This window comes from Bartonella sp. AP7XZML, assembly GCF_042195745.1.
In the GTDB taxonomy this organism is placed as follows: domain Bacteria; phylum Pseudomonadota; class Alphaproteobacteria; order Rhizobiales; family Rhizobiaceae; genus Bartonella.
Genome location: NZ_JBHIOT010000101.1, coordinates 55712 through 77610 on the forward strand (window position 1 = coordinate 55712; position 21899 = coordinate 77610).

A 21899-nucleotide genomic window follows, 5' to 3' on the forward strand; every position below is an offset into this window, starting at 1 on the left:
TGCTATAACGGCTTGAAAATTGAAAGGTTGCATTGATAATGCCGCGCGTGGGTGAGATGAGAGTTAAGAGTTTGGGTTTAATGAGGCATTTCTTAATGTGCTTGAGTTCATTTCGTGATGGTGTTTGTTAAGGATGTAAGGTAAAAATTTTTACAAAATGGTGTAAGATTCATTCATAAAGATGGTGTGCGATGTCTTCATTTTTTTGTTTGTTTAAAGTGTTGGGATAGCTTTTGGCACTTGAAATAGTTTATAAGGAATTTTTATCTACCTATTCTCTTGTGGCTGTAGGGAGTGGTATTGATTGATTCAATTAAGAAGATTTAAAATGAGGAAATCTTACGATATTTGGGGTTGCTATTCAAATTTGTAAAAAATAGATTATTATAAATCAATATGTTGGATTAATTTGGCGATGTCTTTCATGCATTTTTAAAAATTGCGCTTTGTTAGGCGTTATCTGTTGTGTTGTAAACACTGTTTTGTGGTGACGTTGATTAAGGTATCGGTATGCAACTTAAAAATACAGTATTGTCTCTGTTTTGTTTCAGTTTCTTTTTGAAGCAACCAAGTGTAGAAGTATAAACTTGAACAGAAGTAGTAGAACTTATCCGGTGCGTCTATAGAATGAATCCACCTATGAATTGTATTGCATCAGTGTTAGTAGGTAGAACCTTTTGAGAGCAATCTGTTAAGATTGGTGGGCGGTGTAATTTTCGTCCTTTGAAGCGCGGAGGAAGTCAATGTAAATAATGATTGATAGCGCAGGTTTTAAAAATTTGAGGACTTGATGAGTACGACCTATTTTTTATCTAAACCACTTGAGCGTCGTCGATCTGTTGGTGTTGCTGTTGGTGATGTGATTATTGGGGGGCAGAGCCCGATAGTTGTACAGTCAATGACTAATACAGATACCGCTGATGTTGATGCAACTGTTTCTCAAGTAGCTGCTCTTTGGCAAGCTGGTTCACAATTGGTTCGGATTACTGTTGATCGCGATGAAGCGGCGGCGGCTGTACCAAAAATACGGGAGCGATTGGAGAGGTTAGGATTTTTTGTACCATTGGTTGGGGATTTTCATTATATTGGACATAAGCTTTTATCTGAGCATCCTGCGTGTGCTGAGGCGCTTGCAAAATATCGCATCAATCCTGGAAATGTTGGTTTTGGCGCAAAAAAAGATCGTCAATTTGCAGAAATTATTGAGATTGCTTGTCGGTATCATAAACCTATTCGCATTGGCGTGAATTGGGGCTCTCTTGATAATGCGTTGTTAACACGGCTTATGAATGAAAATGCACAGCAAGAAAATCCTTTATCGGTTGCTGAAGTGATGCGGGAAACTGTTGTGCAGTCTGCTCTGCAATCGGCTCTTTGGGCTGAAGAGATGGGATTGGGACGTGATAAAATTATTCTTTCTGCTAAAGTGAGTGATGTCCAAGATCTTATTGCTGTTTATACCACCTTGGCGGTGCGTTGTGATTATGCTCTTCATTTGGGATTAACGGAAGCTGGGATGGGAACAAAGGGCATTGTTGCTTCTTCGGTGGCTTTGGGTATTTTATTACAGCAAGGGATTGGTGATACGATACGAATTTCCTTAACACCAAAACCTGGTGGTGATCGGACACGAGAAGTAAAGGTGGGGCAAGAACTTTTGCAAGTGATGGGGTTTCGGCAATTTTTGCCTGTTGTTGCGGCTTGTCCTGGTTGTGGGCGCACAACCTCAACGGTCTTTCAACAATTGGCACAAAAAATTGAAGCAGATTTATACAAAAATATGCCTGTTTGGCGTGAAAAATACCCTGGCGTTGAAAGCTTGAAGGTTGCTGTGATGGGATGTATCGTCAATGGACCGGGGGAGTCAAAGCATGCGGATATTGGAATCTCTTTGCCTGGAGTGGGGGAAAGTCCTGCGGCACCTGTTTTTATTGAGGGACAAAAGGTAAAAACTTTGCGGGGTGATCACATTGCTGAAGAATTTGAAGCGCTTTTGAGTGATTATATTCATACACGCTTTGGGCAAGGTTGAGGTAAAAATCGCATAAGGTTGAAGTAAAAAGGGTGTGTCGTTTTTTTAAAACAAGCTGTCTTCAATGTGAAGATGGTGCTGTTGTATGCTGCTGCTTTAGCTATGGTCAATACTGTTGTTGGTTGCTTATTATTTTAGGTAAAACCAGATGATATGCCTGTTTTAGAATCAGAAGCTTATGAAGGATATTAATGAGTTTGAGTGTGTTAAGACTATTAAGCAAAACGATATGAATACTTTAAATAGATCCGTAAATGTTGTTGCTGGTTTTTGGCTGCTCTTGAGACAGTAAAATATTTAACGGATTCTTCAAATATCAAATTATAGAAAGAACATTGTTTATTGATTTTTCAGGCATTTTCCCAGCATTTTTTGGGGTATCAAATTGATAGGATTAGAAATCCTTATAGCGATTATAGTCCTATTTGTCGTAAAATGTAAGCTTTTATATTGATATAAAATGATGTATACGGGTGCCTTTTTTGGCGTTATTGGGGGGAGTGCATGACAAGTATATTAGCGTTTGGCTTTTTATTTAACGGTATAAGGATTTTAACCGGCGCCTTTATTGTCTTTTATATGCTTGAAAAAGGCTTAACGCTTATTGATATTGGGATCATTAAGTCGTTTCAGGCTTTTATTATGATGGTTACCGATATTCCTCTGGGATATTTTGCTGATCGAAAAAGTTATAAAATATCGATCGTTTTGGCAGCGGCTTTTGCTGCTACATGGCTCTTTCTCATGGGATTTTCTACAAGCTTTTATGGTTTTCTTTTGGCAGAAACTTTTAATGCCTTATCGCTGACATTAATTGCTGGAGCCTATAATGCTTTACTTGTTCAATATGCAAAAGAAAAATTGACATCGACTAAAAAAGTGCTTGGTTCCAGCTCTCAATATAATTACATCGGCATGTTTATATTCAGTTTAATCGGGGCATATTTTGCTGATTATTCTAGCCAATATATATGGTATATCGCGGCGTTTTTAATGTTGATGACAACACTATTTGGTTTGTTTTTTCTTGATGACTTGAAGGGGGAGAAAAAACCAAATAAAGCGAATTCTCTCATTTGTGAAGCTAAGGAGATGTTATCTATTTTTATTAAAGTTCCTTATATCTCTTTATGCTTTTATTTTTCATTGATCTTTTTCAATATATTCTCGCAGTATTGGCAGTGGATATTTAAAGATCATAATATTAATGTCACTTATTTTGATCTTGGTGTGACATTTTCACTTATATTGTTCTCTCAGCTCTTGGCTAGTCTTCTCTTTACAAAACTAAGTGAAAGAGTGAATTTTATTTTACTGTTGTTTCTTTCGGCTTCACTGATTTTTACCGTTGCTTTCTTTGAACCAAGAAAAGAAATGGCTGTCATTTTAGTCTGTATGATTTTTTATCTCATTAAGTATACATATCTTCGTGTAGAAGTTGTTTTGCATGATAGTATTAGTGATTATTTCAGGGCTACATATGAATCTTTCTTGTCAACTGTTGGGAGATTTAGCTTATTGGTATTTTTTTACATGAGTGCGTATATGGTCAATATATTTGGCTTTTTCTCACTCGTTTATATTTTTGCTATTTATTTATTGATTTACTTGTTAGCAGTATTTTTTTTAGAAGGAACTCTCAAAAAAGTTCAGTGAGAATATTAACTTATTACGATACGTGTTTTATAGGATTTCATAGTGGGGCAAGGCTTTGATTTATTAAGGCGCATCGTTGTTTTTGCATGTTGAATGAGAAAGACTGAATAGTCTCAGTTATTCTTATTTAAAATCTATGTATGTTGAAGCAATCAAAGTCATCTGCTTGTACGTTATAAGTGGGCTTGGCATAATAATCATTAAAATGGCATAACAATCATTACAAAAGAAATAAAAATGCTGCTCATGAATATTACACAAAGGGTTGCTGACAAGATTGGACGCTGATAAAGAACATGATTGTGCCGGATTATATACTTATTAAGGAATGGTGATGGAGCAGTTTTCTCATTTTCATTGGTTCCTTACTGGTAACACTTTATCTCATTAGAGCTAATTTAAGCAGTCGGACAATTTATAGCCTGTTCAAATAGGCTTTCCTCATGACTGATTTTATTGTTGATATATTTAACGCGTTTTATTGCTGTTTTCTTTAAAATATCAATTATCTTGTTGAGATAATTTTTTACGTTGTACATTCTCATTTTTGAGTATTTTCTCTTTGATTGTGGCGTTAGCTCTGTATTTTCTGATGTTAGAAAATTTCTGATCCAGATAATAAACTTATCTATGGAAACTTTGAATGACATCCCCCCTCTTTGAGAGGGAATAAAACCAAGTACAGAAATATTGTTGAGTACAATTTGCTACAAATAAGCCACAAGAAAACAGCATATATTAATATATTTGATAGGAATCTGTTAAGCCGTACAAATTATGGTCATTAAAAGGTAAAGCAATGAAATCGTTATCCATAACGCGTGTTGTAACATTGATAACTCTTTTTTCTGTATTTGTATTGGTGGGATGTACGCGCGTGGATAGTCTAGAACAGTACGATAGACTTTACGAAAAATATATCAGTGAAAATTACGGCGCTTTTGAACATTTTCAAAAGCATGAACAAGCAAAAAAATTTGTATACAGCCATGGCTATCAGAATATCGTACCAAAGTTTGACATTATACGGCATCGTCACATACTGATTGTTTTATGTGGACGTTTTGTTAATTTATTGCGTGGTGATTATAATGAATGGATATCAGCAGATATGTTACTCAATGTCATAAGCAGTTTGCGTAATGACTATAACTGGAGAGAAAGCGATTTTATTTGGGCCTATAATATGTCTATGAATTCTACCGACCCCATGATTGATTACGCGAAAAAGTTTCTTAATTCTTCAAGTGAAAATGGCATGAGTTTCGAAACACAAATGATTGATCTCGTGTCGAGTATGAGGACCGGTGATGATGAAAATGTTAAACAGATAGCGCGTTTTTGCATAGAGCTAAACACGATATATGACATGATGAAACCAAGAAGAATTTACAAATGACATTGAATGGATAATGAGAAAAATTCTCTCGAAGGATATTCAATGGCTATAATACTCTTGATAATTGCGGCATTTTCTTATCCATGTTGCATATTTTTTTATTATGGTCATCAAAAGGTGGACATATTTTCCAGCTTTTACAACGGGCATAGGTTCACTTACAATGATGCTTTTCATCTTAATAAGAAAATTGCACTTAAAGGAGGAAATTTGCACTTGGATTGAAAAAACGACTTATCACAAATTAGATTGCGCTATTATATATAATAATAAGGACTTTTTTATCTTTCTGTTGCAAAGATCATTCTCTGTTTAATCTTATCAATTCTCTTTTTATGTGATAATTGAATAAACGAGATAAAGGGCGTGATGAATTAAAGTTGTACAGTGATCATGATTATTATTAAATTGAAGTTTTACACACTTTTGTAAATAAAAATGTTTCTGCTTTTGAAGGAGCATGCCGACACAATCATTCACTTTGCTAGCCCCTAATGTTGCGACAGCCCTTGGCTTTTAAGACGGTTCATAAGAGGCATTTTTTTAGTCTTTTCTTTGATGTTTTGCCCTACGCGGCTCTCTCTGTTTTTGAGGTGCAAGCAAGTGATTTTTATTGATTCAATATACACAGATTTGAAATGAAAGAATCTTACGGTATTCAGGGTTCTTATTCAAGTTGAATAACCGCGAATTATCATTATAAATCAATGTGTTATATCTTTCCAGCTTAAGAAAAGAGAGATCAGTAATAATACTGCTTTGGTCTTTCGTTCTATTGAAATTAGTGGTTTTATTTATCCTGTTATGCCGTAACATACTGTCATTTGAGGGGTGGTGAAGGTATCTTGTTTGATACATTAAGTATTTTAAGAAGTACATGGTGAATATTCTTAAGTCTTGCTTATCGCGTCTTTAGTTTAAGTGAATCGCATGTGTGGAAAGCGAGAGAAACCTACTCGGTAGGACACTAGACTGTTTACAGAGCAGATTGTATTAAAAGACTTTGTTCTTTGAGGGTGGCATAAAAATCAAAATAGCCATTATGTTCATTTTTTCTGATATTTTAAATACGAGCTTCAAAAAAATAATGCTTAAACTAAACAACGAGCACTTTTGTAAAAGTGTTTTTAGAGAGCAAGCAATACACGAGTGAATTTACAGAATGTGACCATATTTGATCTTTTACAACAAGATAGCGTGGAAAGGCATAAAAATTACGACTCTCTATTGAGGGCATCGTACTTCTTTTATTGTTTTTTGCGGGTTTATAAAATGCCTTGTTGTATACTTATTCTGTTTATTTTTGCCTTATCGTTAGAAGATTAAAGACATAAAGGAGAAAACGAGTTTTCCTCTTTCCGGTTGTTTTTTATTCGGCTTTAAAGCACCCACTACCCACTGTAATATCTTTTAAAACATGGTGATTACGCATTGTTTTACATTTTGTTTCTTTTAGTCTTTAATGGAAGGCATTTTTCATGCAAAATAGGATATCCAGAATGCACTTGTGTTATAAATTCACGGCGCTTGTTTTAATGAAATTCCTCTCAAGATTTGTCGCATCCATTTCATGATAAGGATTATAATGGGGATTAATGGTAATGTTTCTTTGAAAAGTCTATTATGCATTTAACAAAGATGATGGTTTACACTATGTGCAATAGGGCGGATGAAGTTTAATTTTTGCGTATTGCACTAAAGTGTGCAGCTTGTTGGAGGGGGAGAGCTTTAGCGCCAAAAGGATGTAAGAATGCTTCTGCTTTACTGATGAGTGTATCTCGCTTTTTTTGGGTTTCTTCAATGCCATAAAGGTGAACAAAAGTGGCTTTTTGTGCCGTTTCATCTTTCCCTGCCGTTTTTCCTAGGGTTTGCGTGTTGGCGGTGACGTCAAGAAGGTCATCGGTTAATTGAAAGGCTAAACCAAGATATGTACCAAAATCAGTAAGCTTTTCGGTTAATTCTTTGGACGCATTGCCAATGATGGCGCCTGCTTGGCAAGCAAAACTTATCAGGGCTGCTGTTTTCATGTGTTGTAGAGTGATGATGTCAGTACTTCCTTGCGGTCTTTTTTCAGCTTCAAGGTCCAGCATTTGTCCACCTAACATACCGCCAAGTCCTGCCGATTGTGCAAGAGACGTGATCAGCTTGATTCTAATATCTGTAGATAAAGTACTAGCTTTATGGGCAATGATTTCAAAGGCAAATGTTAAGAGAGCATTGCCTGCTAGAATTGCTGTTGCTTCGTCAAATGCTATATGGACGGTGGGTTTTCCACGCCGGAGTATATCGTTATCCATAGCGGGAAGATCATCATGAATGAGCGAATAACAATGGATACATTCTAAGGCACATGCAACATCAAGAGAATGTTCTATGGGGATATCAAAAAGTGCAGCACTTTGAATCACAAGAAAAGGACGCAAGCGTTTTCCACCGTTCAGCATACCATAGCGCATGGCTTTGATTAAGTTTTTAGGGCGTGAAATTTCACCATTTTGGATTTGATCACTTAACAGCGTATCAAGCCGCTTTTCAACGGTGTTTCCATATTTTGCAAGAAGGGTGGTAAATTCGTGCATTCTTGCTTCCTTTGTTTTTACAAAAATGAAATTATGAAGTTTAAAGAGAAAGGTTGTCGCTTTTTCTTGTTTTCATAAATTGGCGTCGTTTTTTATTAAAAATCAACTTCTCTTTTTATCTGTATCTCTACTGTATGCGCAAATCCCTTTTTAAACCAAATAAAAATTGAATGAAGGTCTTATAAAAAAGCTTTCATTGGTGTATAAAATTGTCAAATTTTGCAATGTTTTTGATATTCATTTGATTATTGTGACACCATTTTTGATAACAAGAAGGTCATTTTTAGTAAGAGGAGGATTATTTTGACATTGCCTCTTCTTTTTTATCAGTGTATAATATCCTCAAATTTTATGGTGTTTTAAATGAAGCATTGTCATTTTTGACATTGCTTTTTCTGTTTTAATGGATTTGGAGTGTCTTTTTATGGCTGTACCTAAACGAAAAACCTCTCCAGCGAAGAGGGGCATGCGCCGTTCGGCTGATGCTCTGAAGGCGCCGACTTATATCGAAGATAAAAATTCTGGTGAATTACGTCGTCCTCATCACATTGATTTGAAAACGGGAATGTATCGCGGACGTTCCGTTTTAGTGGTTAAAGACTGAGCGTTTTATTTCTTTTCCAGTAGTAAGCTTCCTTTGATTCATTAGTGAATGCACGTTTGGGGCGTGCATTTTCGCTTTAAGATGAGTATTGAGATTCCCTTGCGTCGCCTTCTATTGATGTGGGAAAGGGAATATGTCGCGGGTGTTCCGTTTTAGGGATTAAACTTTAGCATTTTATCTCTTTTCAAGTAGTAAGCTTCTCTTGATTCATTAGTGAATGCATTGGGTAAGATGCGTTTTTTGCTTTTTCTTGAGAGGCTATAAAGGACTACTTGTGTCAGTGTCTTTTATGATGGTTTCGTTAAGAGCTTGAGTATTGATATAAGTTAGCTCAGTAATGGGATCATTTTGTATCGCACTTAATTTTTACTTACTTTAGAGGGAATCCTATTAGACCGTAAAATATCGTTGTTTAAGGCGGTTGACCCATGTAAGGCTTTAAGTATACCGGTGTTTTTTATGAGAATATTTTAGGCAATGTTTTGTCTATAGGCTTACATTGTGACATGTGATTCTCCTTAAAAAAATAGAGATCGACATCACATTGATTTATAAAGATCATTTGTTGTTTTGCGCCTTGAATGGAAGGTCTATCGTAGGATTTTCTCATTTCAAATTTTTCCCTATGTTGAATCAATGACAATCACTTGCTTTCCGGTCACAAGTGGGGCTGGCATGTGGGTGAAAACTCTATAAAAAAGGAAAAATGTTTATAATGAATATTTTCAAATGTAAGAATTGTTGTAATATTGGGGTTAAGTGTATGCTGATGCTAGCGTGCTTTCTTATGAGCAGAAAAGAGAAAACCGTTACAAGACAGAAGGTGTACACATTCAATAACCTTTAGTGCTTTTTATGATAAAGGTATATGAGACTTTTCTATGAATATCACGCTGTATTTTCATGTTTTTGAACTAAGAATTGTCTATATATTTTTCTTATTTTTGTGAATATAAGGGATTTGTTGCGAACAGCTTGTAAAAATAAGTAAACTTAAAACCAAATATGTTATGTGTGGGGGTGAGCAAAGTATTTTATCAAAGCCGGTACGATTCTCCAGTTCATAGCTGGTTTATGAATGATTTTATAGTGTTTCTTACCTAAGTTTATGATTTTTTTGTTATCTGTTCATCACTAGACAACATATTGATTTATATATATAATTCATTGTTTTTCATATTGAATTAGAACCCCGAATAACGTAAGATTCACTCATTTCAAATCGCTCTATCTAAAATTAATCAAAACCGCTTGCTTGCACGTCACAAGTGGGATGAGTGTGTGGATAAAATTTGTATAAGAAAGAACTAAAAATGGTTCTTATGAAGAGTCTTAAAAGCCAAGGGCTGTCGTAACACCCACGAGCTGGAAAATATAATGATGTGCTGGCTTGCTTCTTCACAAACGTAAGAGATGGGGGTGGTCAATGGATTTACCGTTATACCTTTCACGGGGGCCGCGAAATGGGCATTTGGGGGGGCCTTGAGAGATGTTTCTTTAAAACAAGCCCGTGAATTGGCAATTGGGTGGGGTGCTGTTTTACGTGAGGGGCGTGACTCCATTAAAGAACGCGATGAACAAAAGCGTGAGGCAATGCGTAATCTTCATTATTTAAAAAACATTGCTTTAGATGCATTTGAAAGTCGTAAAGCTGAATTAAAAAGAGGTGGTAAAGCTTGGATTGGTTTTTACCCTTACGCCTTTATATTCTCCCTAAATTAGGCTGTCTGCCTGTTTCAGAGATTACGCAAATTGAGATACGCAATACGCTTTCTCCCATTTGGTATGCAAAAGCTGGAACAGCTCAGACAGCACTGAAGCGTCTTAATCTTTGTCTTAAACATGCGGTTGCATTAGGGTTTGGATGTTGATTTACAAGCAACGGAAAAAGCACGCGCACTCTTAAGGTAAGCAACGTCATAAAACCACTAATAGACTAGCCATGGATTGGAAAGATGTTCCTGCCTTTATTCAGTTACTCTGTAAAACACCATAACACGACTGGCTTTGCGTTTGCTTATCCTGACAGGCGTTCGTAGCAATCCTTTGCGTCATATTCGTGAAGATCAGATTGAAGATGCTATATGGACAATCCCTGCTGAGAATATCCAATCTTTAGCGGTCTGTTTGAAACAGAGATTGAGACTTTTAAGAGTTCTATGAATCATTCTAGATTTTTTGTGTTCGATTGGAGTAAGAATATTGCGTATATCTCGTAATCTCTGAAATGAGAAACCTCATTTGGGAAAAATATGAAATTGAAAGGGGCAATGCTAACGTTCATTTTTATTGTTATTTTTTAAGTTAATTTTACAGCTTTCAAAAGTATTTGGAATGCCTTTTACAGAATGGAGATGATGGTTTTAGTTCATGCTTTTTTTATCGCGTTTTTTAATGGGGGGAATGCTTCTCATGCAAAATAGAGTGCCCAAGACAAAATATGCTTATGTTGTACTGTCACGCTTTTTTTAAAAGGAATATTTTTCAATATTTGTGGCATCCATTTTATGACGGTGTTTTTGAATGTTCCAATGGTTTTGTAGAAGGGGGTAAATGGTAAAGTTTCGGTGTAGTGTATAAACGGCACTATGATCTTTACGCTTAATAAAAAAGCAAGCCCTGCCCTTACACATCTTGCCAGATTCCAATGTTGGTATATCCTTTGGTGCTTGAGACAGTGTCTCACTCTTTTTGTACAGTTTTTACCCACAGATCAGCTCCGCTTGTGATTGACAAGCAAGTGATTTGATTAATTCAACATGAGAGCAATTTGAAATGAGTAATCTTACCATATTCAAGATTCTAATTTAATATGAATAATGCTAGATTATGATGATTAATCAGTTTGTTATCTATGAAGAAAGAAAATAAGGAGGAGGAATTTGTCGAAAAGTTAGATTGTTTATAGATTGGCGCTGGTTAAGAAACTTTGTCCTTAAGGGCAGAGAGGATGTTAAAAAATAAAACCAGCTTTTCGCTGGTTTTATCGAAATATCATCATTATGATGAAAGAGTGTATTATGCAGCGTAGACAGCTTTACTGTTTTCATCTGTTTCTTCTCTCTCAGTTTTAAACTCGCGTTCCGGCTTGTTGGAGAGATGCATCTCTATGAGATTGATAGCTTCTGTTTCAGAAAGACTATTGATAACCGCAATTTCACGGGCCATTCTTTCAAGAGCAGCTGTATAAAGTTGGCGCTCAGAGTAAGATTGTTCAGGCTGTAGATTAGAGCGGAAAAGATCACGGACCACTTCGGCGATACAAATAAGATCTCCTGAGTTGATTTTAGCATCATATTCTTGTGCACGACGTGACCACATGGTCCGTTTAACGCGTGCTTTTCCACGTAAAACTTTTAAGGCACGTTCGACAGAATCACTAGCAGATAATTTACGCATTCCAACGGAAAGGGCTTTTGCAATGGGGACTTTGACATCCATCTTATCTTTCGCGAAATGAATGACAAAAAGTTTTAATTTATGTCCTGCAACTTCTTGATCTTCAATCGCTATAATTTGTCCTACTCCATGCGTAGGGTAGACGATATATTCAGAGGTTGCAAATTCTTTGGTCTTGGAAGACGTTCCATGTTGGGATGCCATATTTTAGTTTACTCCCTTATGATCAACAAATGTATCGGAAAACAGGTTATAAACCTGAGGGTTGAGTTTTCTTTAACCAAGTATATTGTACCAATTAAGTGAGCATAAAAGCCGAGTACTTTTAAATCAAAAAAAAATACACCGCTTTACTATAACAAGCAAAGAAAAATACTTAGAAAGATGATCATGTTAAAATAACACTAACATCAAAATTTAAAAGAATCAATCATTTCGCTTAAGGATTTTTTATTTTTACAAGAGAAGTCTTTCAATCGTTGAAGGAGGAGAGTGTACACTTTATCATTACTCTTCGCCACTTCCTGGATTTTCTGAAAAATACTTTTCTAATTTATTTGGAACACCATCCATTTCTTTTGCTTGAGGAAGAGGATCTTTTTTGGTGGTTAGATTAGGCCATTTGTTTGCATAATGAAGATTGAGTTCTAACCACTTTTCTAATCCTGGTTCTGTATCAGGTAAAATCGCTTCTGCTGGGCATTCTGGCACGCAAACACCACAATCGATGCATTCATCGGGGTGAATAACAAGCATATTTTCCCCTTCATAAAAACAATCAACTGGGCAGACTTCAACGCAATCCGTATATTTGCAGTGAATGCAGTTGTCGGTTACTACGTGGGTCAAGATCAAACTCCATTTGTTACTTTAATTCTCTTTAGAGGAAAGTGTGTGCGTGTTTTTATGATTGGTGAGTTGATCGCGTAGTACAGCTAGTTTCGCAAAAGGTGAATCAGGATTAAGGCGCTTTTCTTTTTGAAAGGGCTTATGATTTGCATGTTTCCCTTGGGATTTGTGGAACTTATGAGAGCGTTTTGCTTGTGATGGTGCTTCTTGAGGGGAATTTTCATTTTTGTATTCCGCTTTTTTTACAGCGTTCTTCGATTTATTTTGCCACTTATTTCCTAATTTATCACGTTTTTTTTGTGCATGGTGGGGAAATTGATGCTTATAATGCCATAACAAAATAACTTTATCTTCTTCTGTAGAGCGAGGGGATTTGGCAAAATTCCCAACAGGTTCAGCTGCTGGTAAACGATTGGTTTTATGGAGATGTTTTTCAATACCAGAGGATGAAGTGTTTGGGAATGAGGTATTTTTTTCTTCTCGTGTTGTTTCTAAATCGCTTACTGTTTGCCATTGACTTCCAACGCATTCTGCTGCAGGAACATCTTGCATTGCCCTATTGACAGGGGAAGAGGCTTGGTGTGCAAAGAGATTTTGTTCAAAAACAGTATTGCTTATGCTGTACGATTGATAACCAAGTCCTTTGAGGATTTCTTCCATATCGTTTCCATTGGCCCCAAGAATGGACATCATGGCTGGTGTAACAAAAAAACTTTTGCCATCATAGGCTCCATCGGGTCTGGGATCACTTCCTTGTTTCCAATGAAGTGCGGGGCGGATGAGATTGGCAAGACGTTCTAAAATATCAATCCGTACAGCACGTTGCCCTAAGATTCGGTAGCCGGCTAATTGATAAAATTGGCGGTTATAGGTAGGGTCAACCATCAAAGAGGTTCGACCAGCAGATAATGCTGAAAAAATTTCACCCAAACCAGTTTGATCTTGTCCCGCATTTTGAAGATTCCACAGGAGAGTAATGGCTTGAACCGGAGCAGGTTTAAGCATTCCGGCAACATAGATATGAAAAGCGCCAAAACGCACGCCTAGACGCCGAAGAACGGCACGTGATTCTTGCGCAAGGTTTTTGACAATGTCTAAGACTTCGCGGCGTGGTAAAATCCCTAAAGAGTTAAAAAGTTGTAAAGCAAGACTGTTTGTTGAATCCGTTAAATTATCAGCATTGCGCAAATCAAACAGGGGTTTTAAAGTTGTTTCAAAATGAAAGGTGACAAAGCGTTCTAATCGTTTCACAACGTTATTGCGGGATTCTCCCGTGAGTTGTTCATCTGCTAAAACAATCAGTTTTGGTTTAAAAAAATCTTCTGTTGCTACAAGTTGTCCTACGGGTTGACCAATCCAGCGCACAATTCCATCAGAACTGAGGGTAAAATCTCCATTTGCAGAAGCACAAAAACGTGTCGCGCGTTTGGAAAAAGCAAGAATCAAATTCTCATTCTCTGTTGAAATTTGCTTCTCAGCTATTTGATCGGTACTGTTTTTGTTGGCATAAAAACGAAAACCTTCAAATTTACCCCTTCCGTGTTTTTCAATGAGAATATCATCTTGAAGAATCTCATTCTGTTGAACAATCTTGCTATCCATGATCATTTTCTTTCTCAGTGTGACACTGGTCAAAAGCTTTTTGCGACAATTTCATAATGGTGCTCTTTCTTTAACACGTTTGTTGCGTTTGCTTCAATCACTCTTGTCATTTTTTGCTGTTTCTTTGCGCCTTTAAAACTTGAATGATTCTTTTTTCATTCAGTTTTCATTCAGTTTGGATGCTTTATATTTGCAAATTACACTTATTAGTTGTATTGTAAAGCTAAAAGCATAAATAAATTCTTCAATTTAAAAGGAAACGGAACCGGTTATCAAAAAACGGCATTTCTTTTGCATGATCACTTTATTTTTTTGCTGTTTTGTCATGAAAAGTGAAGAGAAAGTTTTTTCAAATATTTCATAGGCTAAAAGGCATATTGTAAAGGCATTTTGCAGGTGAAATTGTGTCTTATGTCAAGAAGTTTTACCATGACAGTAAAAAAAACAATTGCGATTATAAAATTACACGTTAAAGTAGTGGTCACAGAAGTTAACAACTTTTGCGTTCTTTTTAAGCGAAGAACAATGATGTCGTTGCCAAATCAATTTTGATAATTTTAATCGCAAGGGGTTATTATGGGTAATCTTTCAAATGCTGTTTATAAAAGCAGCAAAAATTATAGCGATGCAGACAAAAGCTTAGGACGTAATATGATGCGTTCTGCTATGCAAGCACCTTATCTTGAACGACAAAAAGAGCATGATTTGGCTCTGCGGTGGAAAGACAAACGTGATGATGATGCCATGCATCAAATTGCAGCGGCTCATATGCGTTTAGTGATTGCTATTGCTAATCGCTTTAAACGTTTCAAAATGCCTTTGGGGGATTTGGTACAAGAAGGGTATGTGGGACTATTGGAAGCAGCTGCACGTTTTGAACCTGATCGGGAAGTGCGTTTTTCAACATATGCAACGTGGTGGATACGCGCTTCTATTCAAGATTATATTTTGCGAAATTGGTCAATCGTTCGAGGGGGAACGAGTTCTTCGCAAAAAGCACTTTTCTTTAATCTTCGGCGTTTGCGTGCAAAACTGATACAAGATGATAGTGCTTTGTCAAAACAGGATATTTTTCGCACAATCGCTGAAAAACTCGGTGTTTCCGTGCGCGATGTTGAAACGATGGATTTTCGTTTTTCCAGTTCTGATAATTCCTTGAGTGTTTCTGTTTCTGAGAATAGTGATAATCCCATTGCTAAGATGGATGTTTTGGTGGATGATAGTCCTCTTCCTGATGCTTTAATTGAGCAAGTCATTGATGGTCAACGGCGTACACAATGGCTTTACGATGCGTTGCAAATTCTCAACGAACGGGAGTTGGAAATTATTCGCTTTCGTCGCTTAAATGAAGAGGGGGCGACTCTCGAAGTTTTAGGTGAAAAGTTAGGAATCTCGAAAGAGCGCGTGCGTCAAATTGAAGCTAGGGCTTTGCAAAAATTGCGTTCTGCTCTCCTTACGGTTCATTCAGAAGACGCTTACGATATATAAGCAGTGAAAGGCTTTGGGGGGGGAGGAAAGAGAATGTATTAAGTGGGGGCATATGAGAATATGATAAAGTCAGTTTTAGGGGATGGCCGAATTTGTTTAGGAATATGCCTCCTTGGGAGCGCTACTGATAAACAGAGGAAGATAGGGGGCTGTTAGTTGGAGGAAATATATATCAAACGGAGGATAAAGGCATGATGAAGTTGGATTTTAAAGTGTTCCTCTTTATTTTCGAATATGCTTTAAGGGGGAGGGCGTGATACAGACAGAAAAGAATCAAAACTGTAACGGATGAGAAAAAAGGCTTATTCTGTAATAATTTTCACTTTTGTACCTGCGGGTAAAGTTTGCGTTGGTGAGAGGGCGTTGAGGATGCGAAAGAGTTTTTCTTTATATGGTGTGTATTGCATTTTATCTGCAAGATTGGCAACGGTTTCTCCTTGTTTAACACGGACAACACGGATTTTTAAGGGCTGCAATTTTTTTAACTGTGAAGATGAAAGAGAATGAAAGCTTTGTAGCGTTTTTTGGGCAACCTCTGCAAAATTTCGAGAATTATGTGGAGCGGCCGTCAAAAAACGAAAGATGTGGTTGTTGAATGGAATGACAATCACATCAAATTGCCATTGATCATTGGTAGCATGGGCCCGCGCTCCAAGTAAACTTTGGCTTTGGGATTCTTGGCGCATAAATTCTTGATTGGGGAGCCCTTGAATTGTGATGGGGCGGATAGATGATTGATCTAGACCGATAATCCAGCCGCTTTTCAAATAATCACTCGCAGATATTTCAGCAGGATGTGGAATAGCATCAAAACGAATCGCAATTTTATCTGGTCCACTGGCCCAAACAGTATGTGCTGAATGTTCTATTGTAAAATTGTTTGGAACAGAAAAAGCTATGCGCAATTGTGGGTGAATAAATTGGTTGCCTCGTACAAAACCTGTATAAAAGCCTCCTCCAAAAATTATGCCATCAATGCTTTTGAGAAAAGAATCATGATCGGATATTTTACTATTCCCTTTACTGATTTTACGCGCTTTTTCTATCGCAAGCCGAATGCGTTGAGGGGTAGTTGGGTGGGAGGCTAAAAAATCTAGAGAGGCATTTTGGGTGCCAGAGATATTACGCAAAGCACTGTAGGCTTCCATTGTTTGAAGAAAGCGCGGTGAAGCAAATGGATCATATCCTGATTGTTGGAGCATTTCGAGTGCAAGGGAATCAGCTTCCAGCTCTTGATTGCGGGAAAATTGCGCGAGTTGTTGCTTGTTTTGCATAGGGTTATGAAGTTTTTTGCCAATAGAAGAAAGAAGACGTGAAGACATGTGATTGGTCATCTTTAATTGGGCTTCTTTTTGCAGGCGTAAAATGCCATGATTGGCTCTGATATGTGCTATCTCATGGGCTAAAATGGCTGCAACTTCTGAAGAATCATTGGCTAATGCCAGCATACCACGAGTGATGTAGATCGAGCCGTTGGGGAGCGCAAAAGCGTTGATAGTTTCTGAGTTTAAAATTGTTACAGAATAGCTTTGATGAGAACTATGGGATGCAACTGCTAGTTTACGGACAATCTTTGCTAAAAGGTGTTCAAGTTTTGCATCATGATAAGCGCCACCATACATTTGCAAAATACGTGGGTGTTGCAGAGCGCTTAATGTGACATAGATATTGTGGTTGTTGGTACGTTTGATCGTTTTAGAAGAAGTGGAAGAAAACCTATCATTTTGAGAAAAGGGTGTATGACAAGCTGAAAGGAGAAACGTTAGACTTATGAAAGTTGCTTTATACAGGCAAGAGCGAAAAAGAAAATTGCGGTGAAAAATGGGGTGCGTTGGACCATGGTGTACATTATTTCTGCGGAGTAATTTGGCAAATTGCATTTGTATCTTTGTATCGTATGTTTCTTTAAAAAAGGCATTAAGAATAAGGATTCGTTTGGCTATATCACGCTTTTTGTTTATAAAAAATGACTCTCACTTATAAAAAGATGCACTGTAAAGAAAATTTTGTGAAAGGCAAAGTATGGCATGACAACATTTACGATATTATTAAATGGGGATGTTCATATCACTGATCGTTTGCTTAATCAAATTCAAAACAGTCGGGTAATTGCTGCTGATGGTGGTATGCGTCATGCGGCAGCGCTTAATGTGACGCCTGAGTTGTGGTTAGGGGACTTTGATTCATCAGATGAGAACTTAATACGTCAATATAGTCATGTTCCGCGTGAAGTTTTTCCCTCTGATAAAGATATGACAGATAGTGCTCTGGCATGTGAAAGAGCGCTGCAAAATGGCGCTAAAAAGCTTATTTTGTGTGGTGCTTTGGGAGGGGAGCGAAGTGATCATAGCCTTTCTCATATGACGCAAGCGTTGATGATGGCTGAAAGGGGTATTTCAGTGTTGTTGACAAGCGGTTTGGAAGAAGGTTGGCCGGTTTTGTCAAAACCTTGTTCGTATGATTTGCCTAAGGGATGTTTGTTTAGTATTATCGGTTTTTCTGATTTAAAAAGTTTAACTCTTAAAGGGGTAAAATGGCCAATTTGTGACAAAAATGTGTCATTTGGCTCTTCTTTAACACTTTCTAACCGTATTTGTGGAACCTTTTCTTGCCATTTAGGTTCTGGAAAAGCTATATTGTTAGCGTCTGTACCTATTCCATAAAGCTCTTCCAATATATTTTGAATAAGGCAGGGGGGGGCCTAGTGATGAAGTGCCGACATAAACGATATATGTATTGATCTTGAGAAGGAAAGGTTTTGATATGTTAAAATCAATTTTTAAAGTGGCTGTTGTTTCAGCCATTGGTTTCAGTTCAGTCGCTTGTACTACAAACGATGAACGCGTTGCACGTTATGGCGTAGGAGGAGCAGCAATCGGTGCTTTGGCTGGAACTGCTATTGCTGGAAGTACGCCTGGAGCAGCACTTACCGGTGCAGCATTTGGTGCTTTGGCTGGAACAGTAACAGGTGCAGCTGCAAATCAAAGAAAACAACAAAGACAGGCATCACAATTGTGCACGTATCGTGGTCGTAGAGGGCATGTTTACCAAGCACCTTGTGGACAGAGAGTCCCTGTACGGCAATTGTGTGCTTACCGTGATGCAAGAGGGGTGATGTATAAAGCACCTTGTCCGCGCCGCGTTCGTTAATGGCGGTGCCGCTTCTGCGGCTTGACCGCATTTTCTTAAATTTTGGAAAAACGCCTTTGCTCAATCAAGCTTCTTTATCGATTGAGCAGGGGGCGCGTATTGCGTTGGTTGGCCGTAATGGTTGTGGAAAATCGACCTTATTAAAAATTGCCGCAGGAATATTAGAACCTCAGGGTGGCGAAATTTTTCGCCACCCGCGAGTAACGCTCCGTTATGTCTCACAAAATCCGGATTGTTCAGGATTTGAAGATATTAATGCTTATATGGAAGCGGGGCTGGACGATACATCTGATGTCCAGTGGATCAATACGCTTCGCACAAATTTAGGGTTTTCTGGGGCGGAAAAATTGGAAACGCTTTCGGGAGGCGAAAAGCGGCGTGTTTCATTGTTACGGGCCATTGCTGCAAAGCCCGATATTTTGTTCTTAGATGAACCAACCAATCATCTTGATTTACCAACTATTGAATGGCTGGAAGCTGTTTTGGCTTCTTTGCGTTCAGCGATTGTGGTGATTTCCCATGATCGGCGATTTTTAGAAAATGTTACGCGGTCAACGGTATGGCTTGATCGTGGCACAACCAAAAGGCTGGAAAAGCGTTTTTCTGAGTTTGAAAATTGGCGTGATAAAGCACTGGAAGAAGAAGCCATCGAACAGCATAAATTGGGGCGCCAAATTGCTCGTGAAGAGCAATGGTTGCGTTATGGCGTGAGCGCACGGCGTAAGCGTAATGTACGGCGCTTAGGCGAATTAAAAGACTTAAGACAGCGTCATCAAACCTATAAAGGGCAGCCGGGAAATGCACTTTTGTCAGCAGCGAAAAGTCATGATTCTGGGCAATTGGTGCTTGAAGCAAAGAAAATTTCAAAATCCTATGGTGATCGCATTATCGTGAAAGATTTCTCTTTGCGCATTCAGCGGGGTGATCGAATCGGTTTGGTCGGGCCCAATGGTATCGGAAAGACAACGCTCCTTTCTACATTAATTGGGCAAGAAGCTGTGGATAGCGGAACGGTGAGGCATGGCTATAACCTCTCTATGGCATTGCTTGATCAGCAACGTATTTTAAATGAAGAAGAAACTTTAGCTCATTATTTAACGGGGGGAAGAGGTGATACTCTTGTGATCAACGGGCTGGAGCGGCATGTCGTTTCTTATATGAAAGACTTTTTATTTTTGCCTGAACAAGCACGCACACCCCTTAAAGAATTTTCAGGGGGAGAAAGAGCACGCCTCATGCTTGCACGCCTTCTTTCGCGTCCTGCAAACTTTTTGATTCTTGATGAACCGACCAATGATTTGGATATGGAAACTTTGGATTTGTTGCAAGAATTTATTGCTGATTTTGCGGGGACAGTATTGTTGGTCAGCCATGACAGAGACTTTTTAGATCGTACTGTAACGCATATGTTGGCACCTCAAGGTGATGGTCATTGGGTTTTGTATGCGGGCGGCTACAGTGATATGATGGCGCAAAACCAGCATGCTCTTCGTTTACAACGCAAAAAAACAGAATTATCGCAGCGTAAAGCACCTTCAAAATCTCATGCGGGAGAGCTTTCAAAGCAGGACACATCAACAGATGGTAGCTTGATAGGGCGGGAGAAAAAAACACGAGGTAAATTGTCTTATAAGCAGGTTTATGCATTGGAAAAATTGCCTGAAGAAATTGCTGTTTTACAGGACGAAATCAAAAAAATTGAGCAAGAACTCTCTGATCCAGCCCTTTATCGCAGTGATAAAGAGCGTTTTGAACGTTTATCAACAACGTTGGAAAAAAAGAAAAATACTTGCACACAAAAAGAAGAAGAATGGTTAGAACTTGAAATTTTACGCGAAGAAATGGAAGCGTGTTCACGGTAATGTTTTAGATATTAATATCTAAGCATTTTAATTCGTATTGCATCATCGCTTTTCTTTGATTTGTTACAAGAGTTTTTGGCTGATTTAGCGGGAAGAGTATTATTGACGAGTTATGGTAGAGACTTTTAGATCGTACTGTAACATATAGCACTTCAAGGCGATGGTTATTGGGATTTGTATACGGGGGGCAGTGATATGGTAGCGCAAAACAAGCATGCTCTTCGTTTACAAGGCAAAGAAACAAAACTACCTTTGCCGTGAGTTTTTTCAAAATTTCGTATATGGAAGTACGCCAATTCCATTGCATACCTTGCCAGTCCCCAATGTTGCTTGCAGCTCCTTTGGAATTTGAGAGCATTCGTAAGAAACATGCCCTTGTCTTTACCTTATATCCTAAATACACCAACCCCACTTATGACGGAAAAGCAAATGATCCTTATTAATTCTAACGTGAGAAGTGTTGTGATGAGGAAAGCTGTCTGTATTCGATGTTATGATTTTAGTTTAAAAATGATGATTTGTTAAGATAAATCAACGTGTTATTGCAACATTTCTAGGAGGAGAAAATGATGGCAATTAAAACAAAGCGAACAGTTTCCACATTGATCGGTTTAGAAGATGCAGCTGAACTGTCTTCTTATTTCCTCCGTAATGCGAATCATCTGCGTCCTTTTGAACCTGTTAGATCTGATGGTTACCACAGCCTAACAGCTTGGGAAACACGAGCCAATGCATTTGCTTATGAAAGCGCACAGGGACAAGCATATCGATATGCTGTACGATTAAAAAATGAAAACACAGTCATCGGTGTTGTGAATTTTACAAATGTGGTTCGGGGTGTTTTTCAAGCCTGTCATCTTGGTTTTTCTCTTGATGAAAAACAACAAGGAAAAGGTCTCATGTTTGAGAGTTTATCGGCTCTAATACGCCATATCTTTCATATTTATCATCTGCATAGAGTGATGGCAAATTATAGACCTGAGAACATAAAAAGCGAACGTTTATTAAAACGCCTTCATTTTGAAAAAGAAGGCTATGCTAAAGACTATTTGATGATTTCTGGAAAATGGAGAGATCATATTCTAACCTCTCGAATCAATGATCTTTATGAGGCCGTTAATAGATTCGAATAAAGTTTGTTAAGGGTCTTTTTATCAAATGTGTAAATATGCTGCACTTTTCCCTATCCTAAAAGACGAAGATCCTTAACCACCTCTTCTTTTGTAAACAGTTCAGACTCTCGTTTAGCGGATTTCAACGGCTGACCGCTTTCATATGT

The 21899-nt window shown here is 37.9% G+C and carries 14 protein-coding genes and 1 pseudogene; 10 read left to right on the forward strand and 5 right to left on the reverse strand.

Annotated elements, in window-relative coordinates; genetic code table 11:
• Positions 1-790: 790 nt before the first annotated feature.
• From ispG to ACFILT_RS08515, 3 genes are all read left to right on the forward strand, one after another.
• Positions 791-2032: a flavodoxin-dependent (E)-4-hydroxy-3-methylbut-2-enyl-diphosphate synthase gene (gene ispG / locus ACFILT_RS08505; RefSeq protein WP_375679903.1), complete on the forward strand. Its 1242-nt coding sequence runs from the start codon at positions 791-793 to the stop codon at positions 2030-2032.
• Between the two features lie 504 nt (positions 2033-2536).
• Entirely contained in the window at positions 2537-3688 is a 1152-nt protein-coding gene (locus tag ACFILT_RS08510; protein ID WP_375678366.1) for an MFS transporter, read from the forward strand.
• A 799-nt stretch (positions 3689-4487) separates the two neighbouring features.
• On the forward strand, positions 4488-5087 hold the full coding sequence (locus ACFILT_RS08515; protein WP_375678367.1) for a hypothetical protein: 600 nt from the start codon (positions 4488-4490) through the stop codon (positions 5085-5087).
• A 1676-nt stretch (positions 5088-6763) separates the two neighbouring features.
• On the opposite strand, the gene ACFILT_RS08520 is transcribed toward ACFILT_RS08515, so the two are convergent.
• Positions 6764-7666, reverse strand: coding sequence for a polyprenyl synthetase family protein (locus ACFILT_RS08520; RefSeq protein ID WP_375679904.1), 903 nt, complete (start codon positions 7664-7666; stop codon positions 6764-6766).
• A gap of 424 nt (positions 7667-8090) precedes the next feature.
• Here ACFILT_RS08520 and rpmF point away from each other — a divergent pair, with 424 nt between their 5' ends.
• Entirely contained in the window at positions 8091-8270 is a 180-nt protein-coding gene (gene rpmF / locus ACFILT_RS08525) for a 50S ribosomal protein L32 (RefSeq protein WP_005774555.1), read from the forward strand.
• Positions 8271-9634: 1364 nt separating this feature from the next.
• Positions 9635-10382: pseudogene (locus ACFILT_RS08530) on the forward strand (tyrosine-type recombinase/integrase); the annotation flags it as partial.
• Between the two features lie 906 nt (positions 10383-11288).
• Here ACFILT_RS08530 and ACFILT_RS08535 read toward each other — a convergent pair.
• The 3 genes from ACFILT_RS08535 to ACFILT_RS08545 form a co-directional block, all read right to left on the reverse strand.
• Positions 11289-11873 (reverse strand): CarD family transcriptional regulator, encoded by a 585-nt coding sequence (locus ACFILT_RS08535; RefSeq protein WP_273790499.1) that lies wholly within the window; start codon positions 11871-11873, stop codon positions 11289-11291.
• Positions 11874-12176: 303 nt separating this feature from the next.
• Positions 12177-12518, reverse strand: a complete 342-nt coding sequence (fdxA, locus tag ACFILT_RS08540) for a ferredoxin FdxA (protein WP_015856977.1) — start codon at positions 12516-12518, stop codon at positions 12177-12179.
• Between the two features lie 21 nt (positions 12519-12539).
• A complete protein-coding gene (locus ACFILT_RS08545) occupies positions 12540-14120 on the reverse strand; it encodes a hypothetical protein (protein ID WP_375678369.1) in 1581 nt (526 codons plus the stop codon).
• 576 nt (positions 14121-14696) lie between these two features.
• Between ACFILT_RS08545 and ACFILT_RS08550 the strand changes: the two genes are divergently transcribed.
• Entirely contained in the window at positions 14697-15608 is a 912-nt protein-coding gene (locus ACFILT_RS08550; RefSeq protein ID WP_015856975.1) for an RNA polymerase factor sigma-32, read from the forward strand.
• A 302-nt stretch (positions 15609-15910) separates the two neighbouring features.
• Here ACFILT_RS08550 and ACFILT_RS08555 read toward each other — a convergent pair whose 3' ends face one another.
• On the reverse strand, positions 15911-17488 hold the full coding sequence (locus ACFILT_RS08555; RefSeq protein WP_375679905.1) for a M48 family metalloprotease: 1578 nt from the start codon (positions 17486-17488) through the stop codon (positions 15911-15913).
• Between the two features lie 147 nt (positions 17489-17635).
• On the opposite strand from ACFILT_RS08555, the gene ACFILT_RS08560 reads away from it, so the two are divergent.
• The 4 genes from ACFILT_RS08560 (at position 17636) to rimJ (ending at position 21753) form a co-directional block, all read left to right on the forward strand.
• Positions 17636-18271 (forward strand): thiamine diphosphokinase, encoded by a 636-nt coding sequence (locus ACFILT_RS08560; RefSeq protein ID WP_375621008.1) that lies wholly within the window; start codon positions 17636-17638, stop codon positions 18269-18271.
• A gap of 100 nt (positions 18272-18371) precedes the next feature.
• Positions 18372-18758 carry a hypothetical protein gene (locus ACFILT_RS08565; RefSeq protein ID WP_375613186.1) on the forward strand — a complete coding sequence of 129 codons (387 nt, stop codon included), beginning with the start codon at positions 18372-18374 and terminating at the stop codon, positions 18756-18758.
• A complete protein-coding gene (locus tag ACFILT_RS08570) occupies positions 18758-20620 on the forward strand; it encodes an ABC-F family ATP-binding cassette domain-containing protein (protein ID WP_375679912.1) in 1863 nt (620 codons plus the stop codon). Before ACFILT_RS08565 ends, ACFILT_RS08570 begins: the two co-directional genes overlap by 1 nt.
• A 569-nt stretch (positions 20621-21189) precedes the next feature.
• On the forward strand, positions 21190-21753 hold the full coding sequence (gene rimJ / locus ACFILT_RS08575) for a ribosomal protein S5-alanine N-acetyltransferase (RefSeq protein WP_375678383.1): 564 nt from the start codon (positions 21190-21192) through the stop codon (positions 21751-21753).
• Positions 21754-21899: the final 146 nt, after the last annotated feature.

Coding starts and splice junctions, on each gene's coding strand:
- ispG (WP_375679903.1), top strand. CDS start 791: ATGAGTACGACCTATTTTTTATCTAAACCACTTGAGCGTCGTCGATCT.
- ACFILT_RS08510 (WP_375678366.1), top strand. CDS start 2,537: ATGACAAGTATATTAGCGTTTGGCTTTTTATTTAACGGTATAAGGATT.
- ACFILT_RS08515 (WP_375678367.1), top strand. CDS start 4,488: ATGAAATCGTTATCCATAACGCGTGTTGTAACATTGATAACTCTTTTT.
- ACFILT_RS08520 (WP_375679904.1), bottom strand. CDS start 7,666: ATGCACGAATTTACCACCCTTCTTGCAAAATATGGAAACACCGTTGAA.
- rpmF (WP_005774555.1), top strand. CDS start 8,091: ATGGCTGTACCTAAACGAAAAACCTCTCCAGCGAAGAGGGGCATGCGC.
- ACFILT_RS08535 (WP_273790499.1), bottom strand. CDS start 11,873: ATGGCATCCCAACATGGAACGTCTTCCAAGACCAAAGAATTTGCAACC.
- ACFILT_RS08545 (WP_375678369.1), bottom strand. CDS start 14,120: ATGGATAGCAAGATTGTTCAACAGAATGAGATTCTTCAAGATGATATT.
- ACFILT_RS08550 (WP_015856975.1), top strand. CDS start 14,697: ATGGGTAATCTTTCAAATGCTGTTTATAAAAGCAGCAAAAATTATAGC.
- ACFILT_RS08555 (WP_375679905.1), bottom strand. CDS start 17,488: ATGCAATTTGCCAAATTACTCCGCAGAAATAATGTACACCATGGTCCA.
- ACFILT_RS08560 (WP_375621008.1), top strand. CDS start 17,636: ATGACAACATTTACGATATTATTAAATGGGGATGTTCATATCACTGAT.
- ACFILT_RS08565 (WP_375613186.1), top strand. CDS start 18,372: ATGTTAAAATCAATTTTTAAAGTGGCTGTTGTTTCAGCCATTGGTTTC.
- ACFILT_RS08570 (WP_375679912.1), top strand. CDS start 18,758: ATGGCGGTGCCGCTTCTGCGGCTTGACCGCATTTTCTTAAATTTTGGA.
- rimJ (WP_375678383.1), top strand. CDS start 21,190: ATGGCAATTAAAACAAAGCGAACAGTTTCCACATTGATCGGTTTAGAA.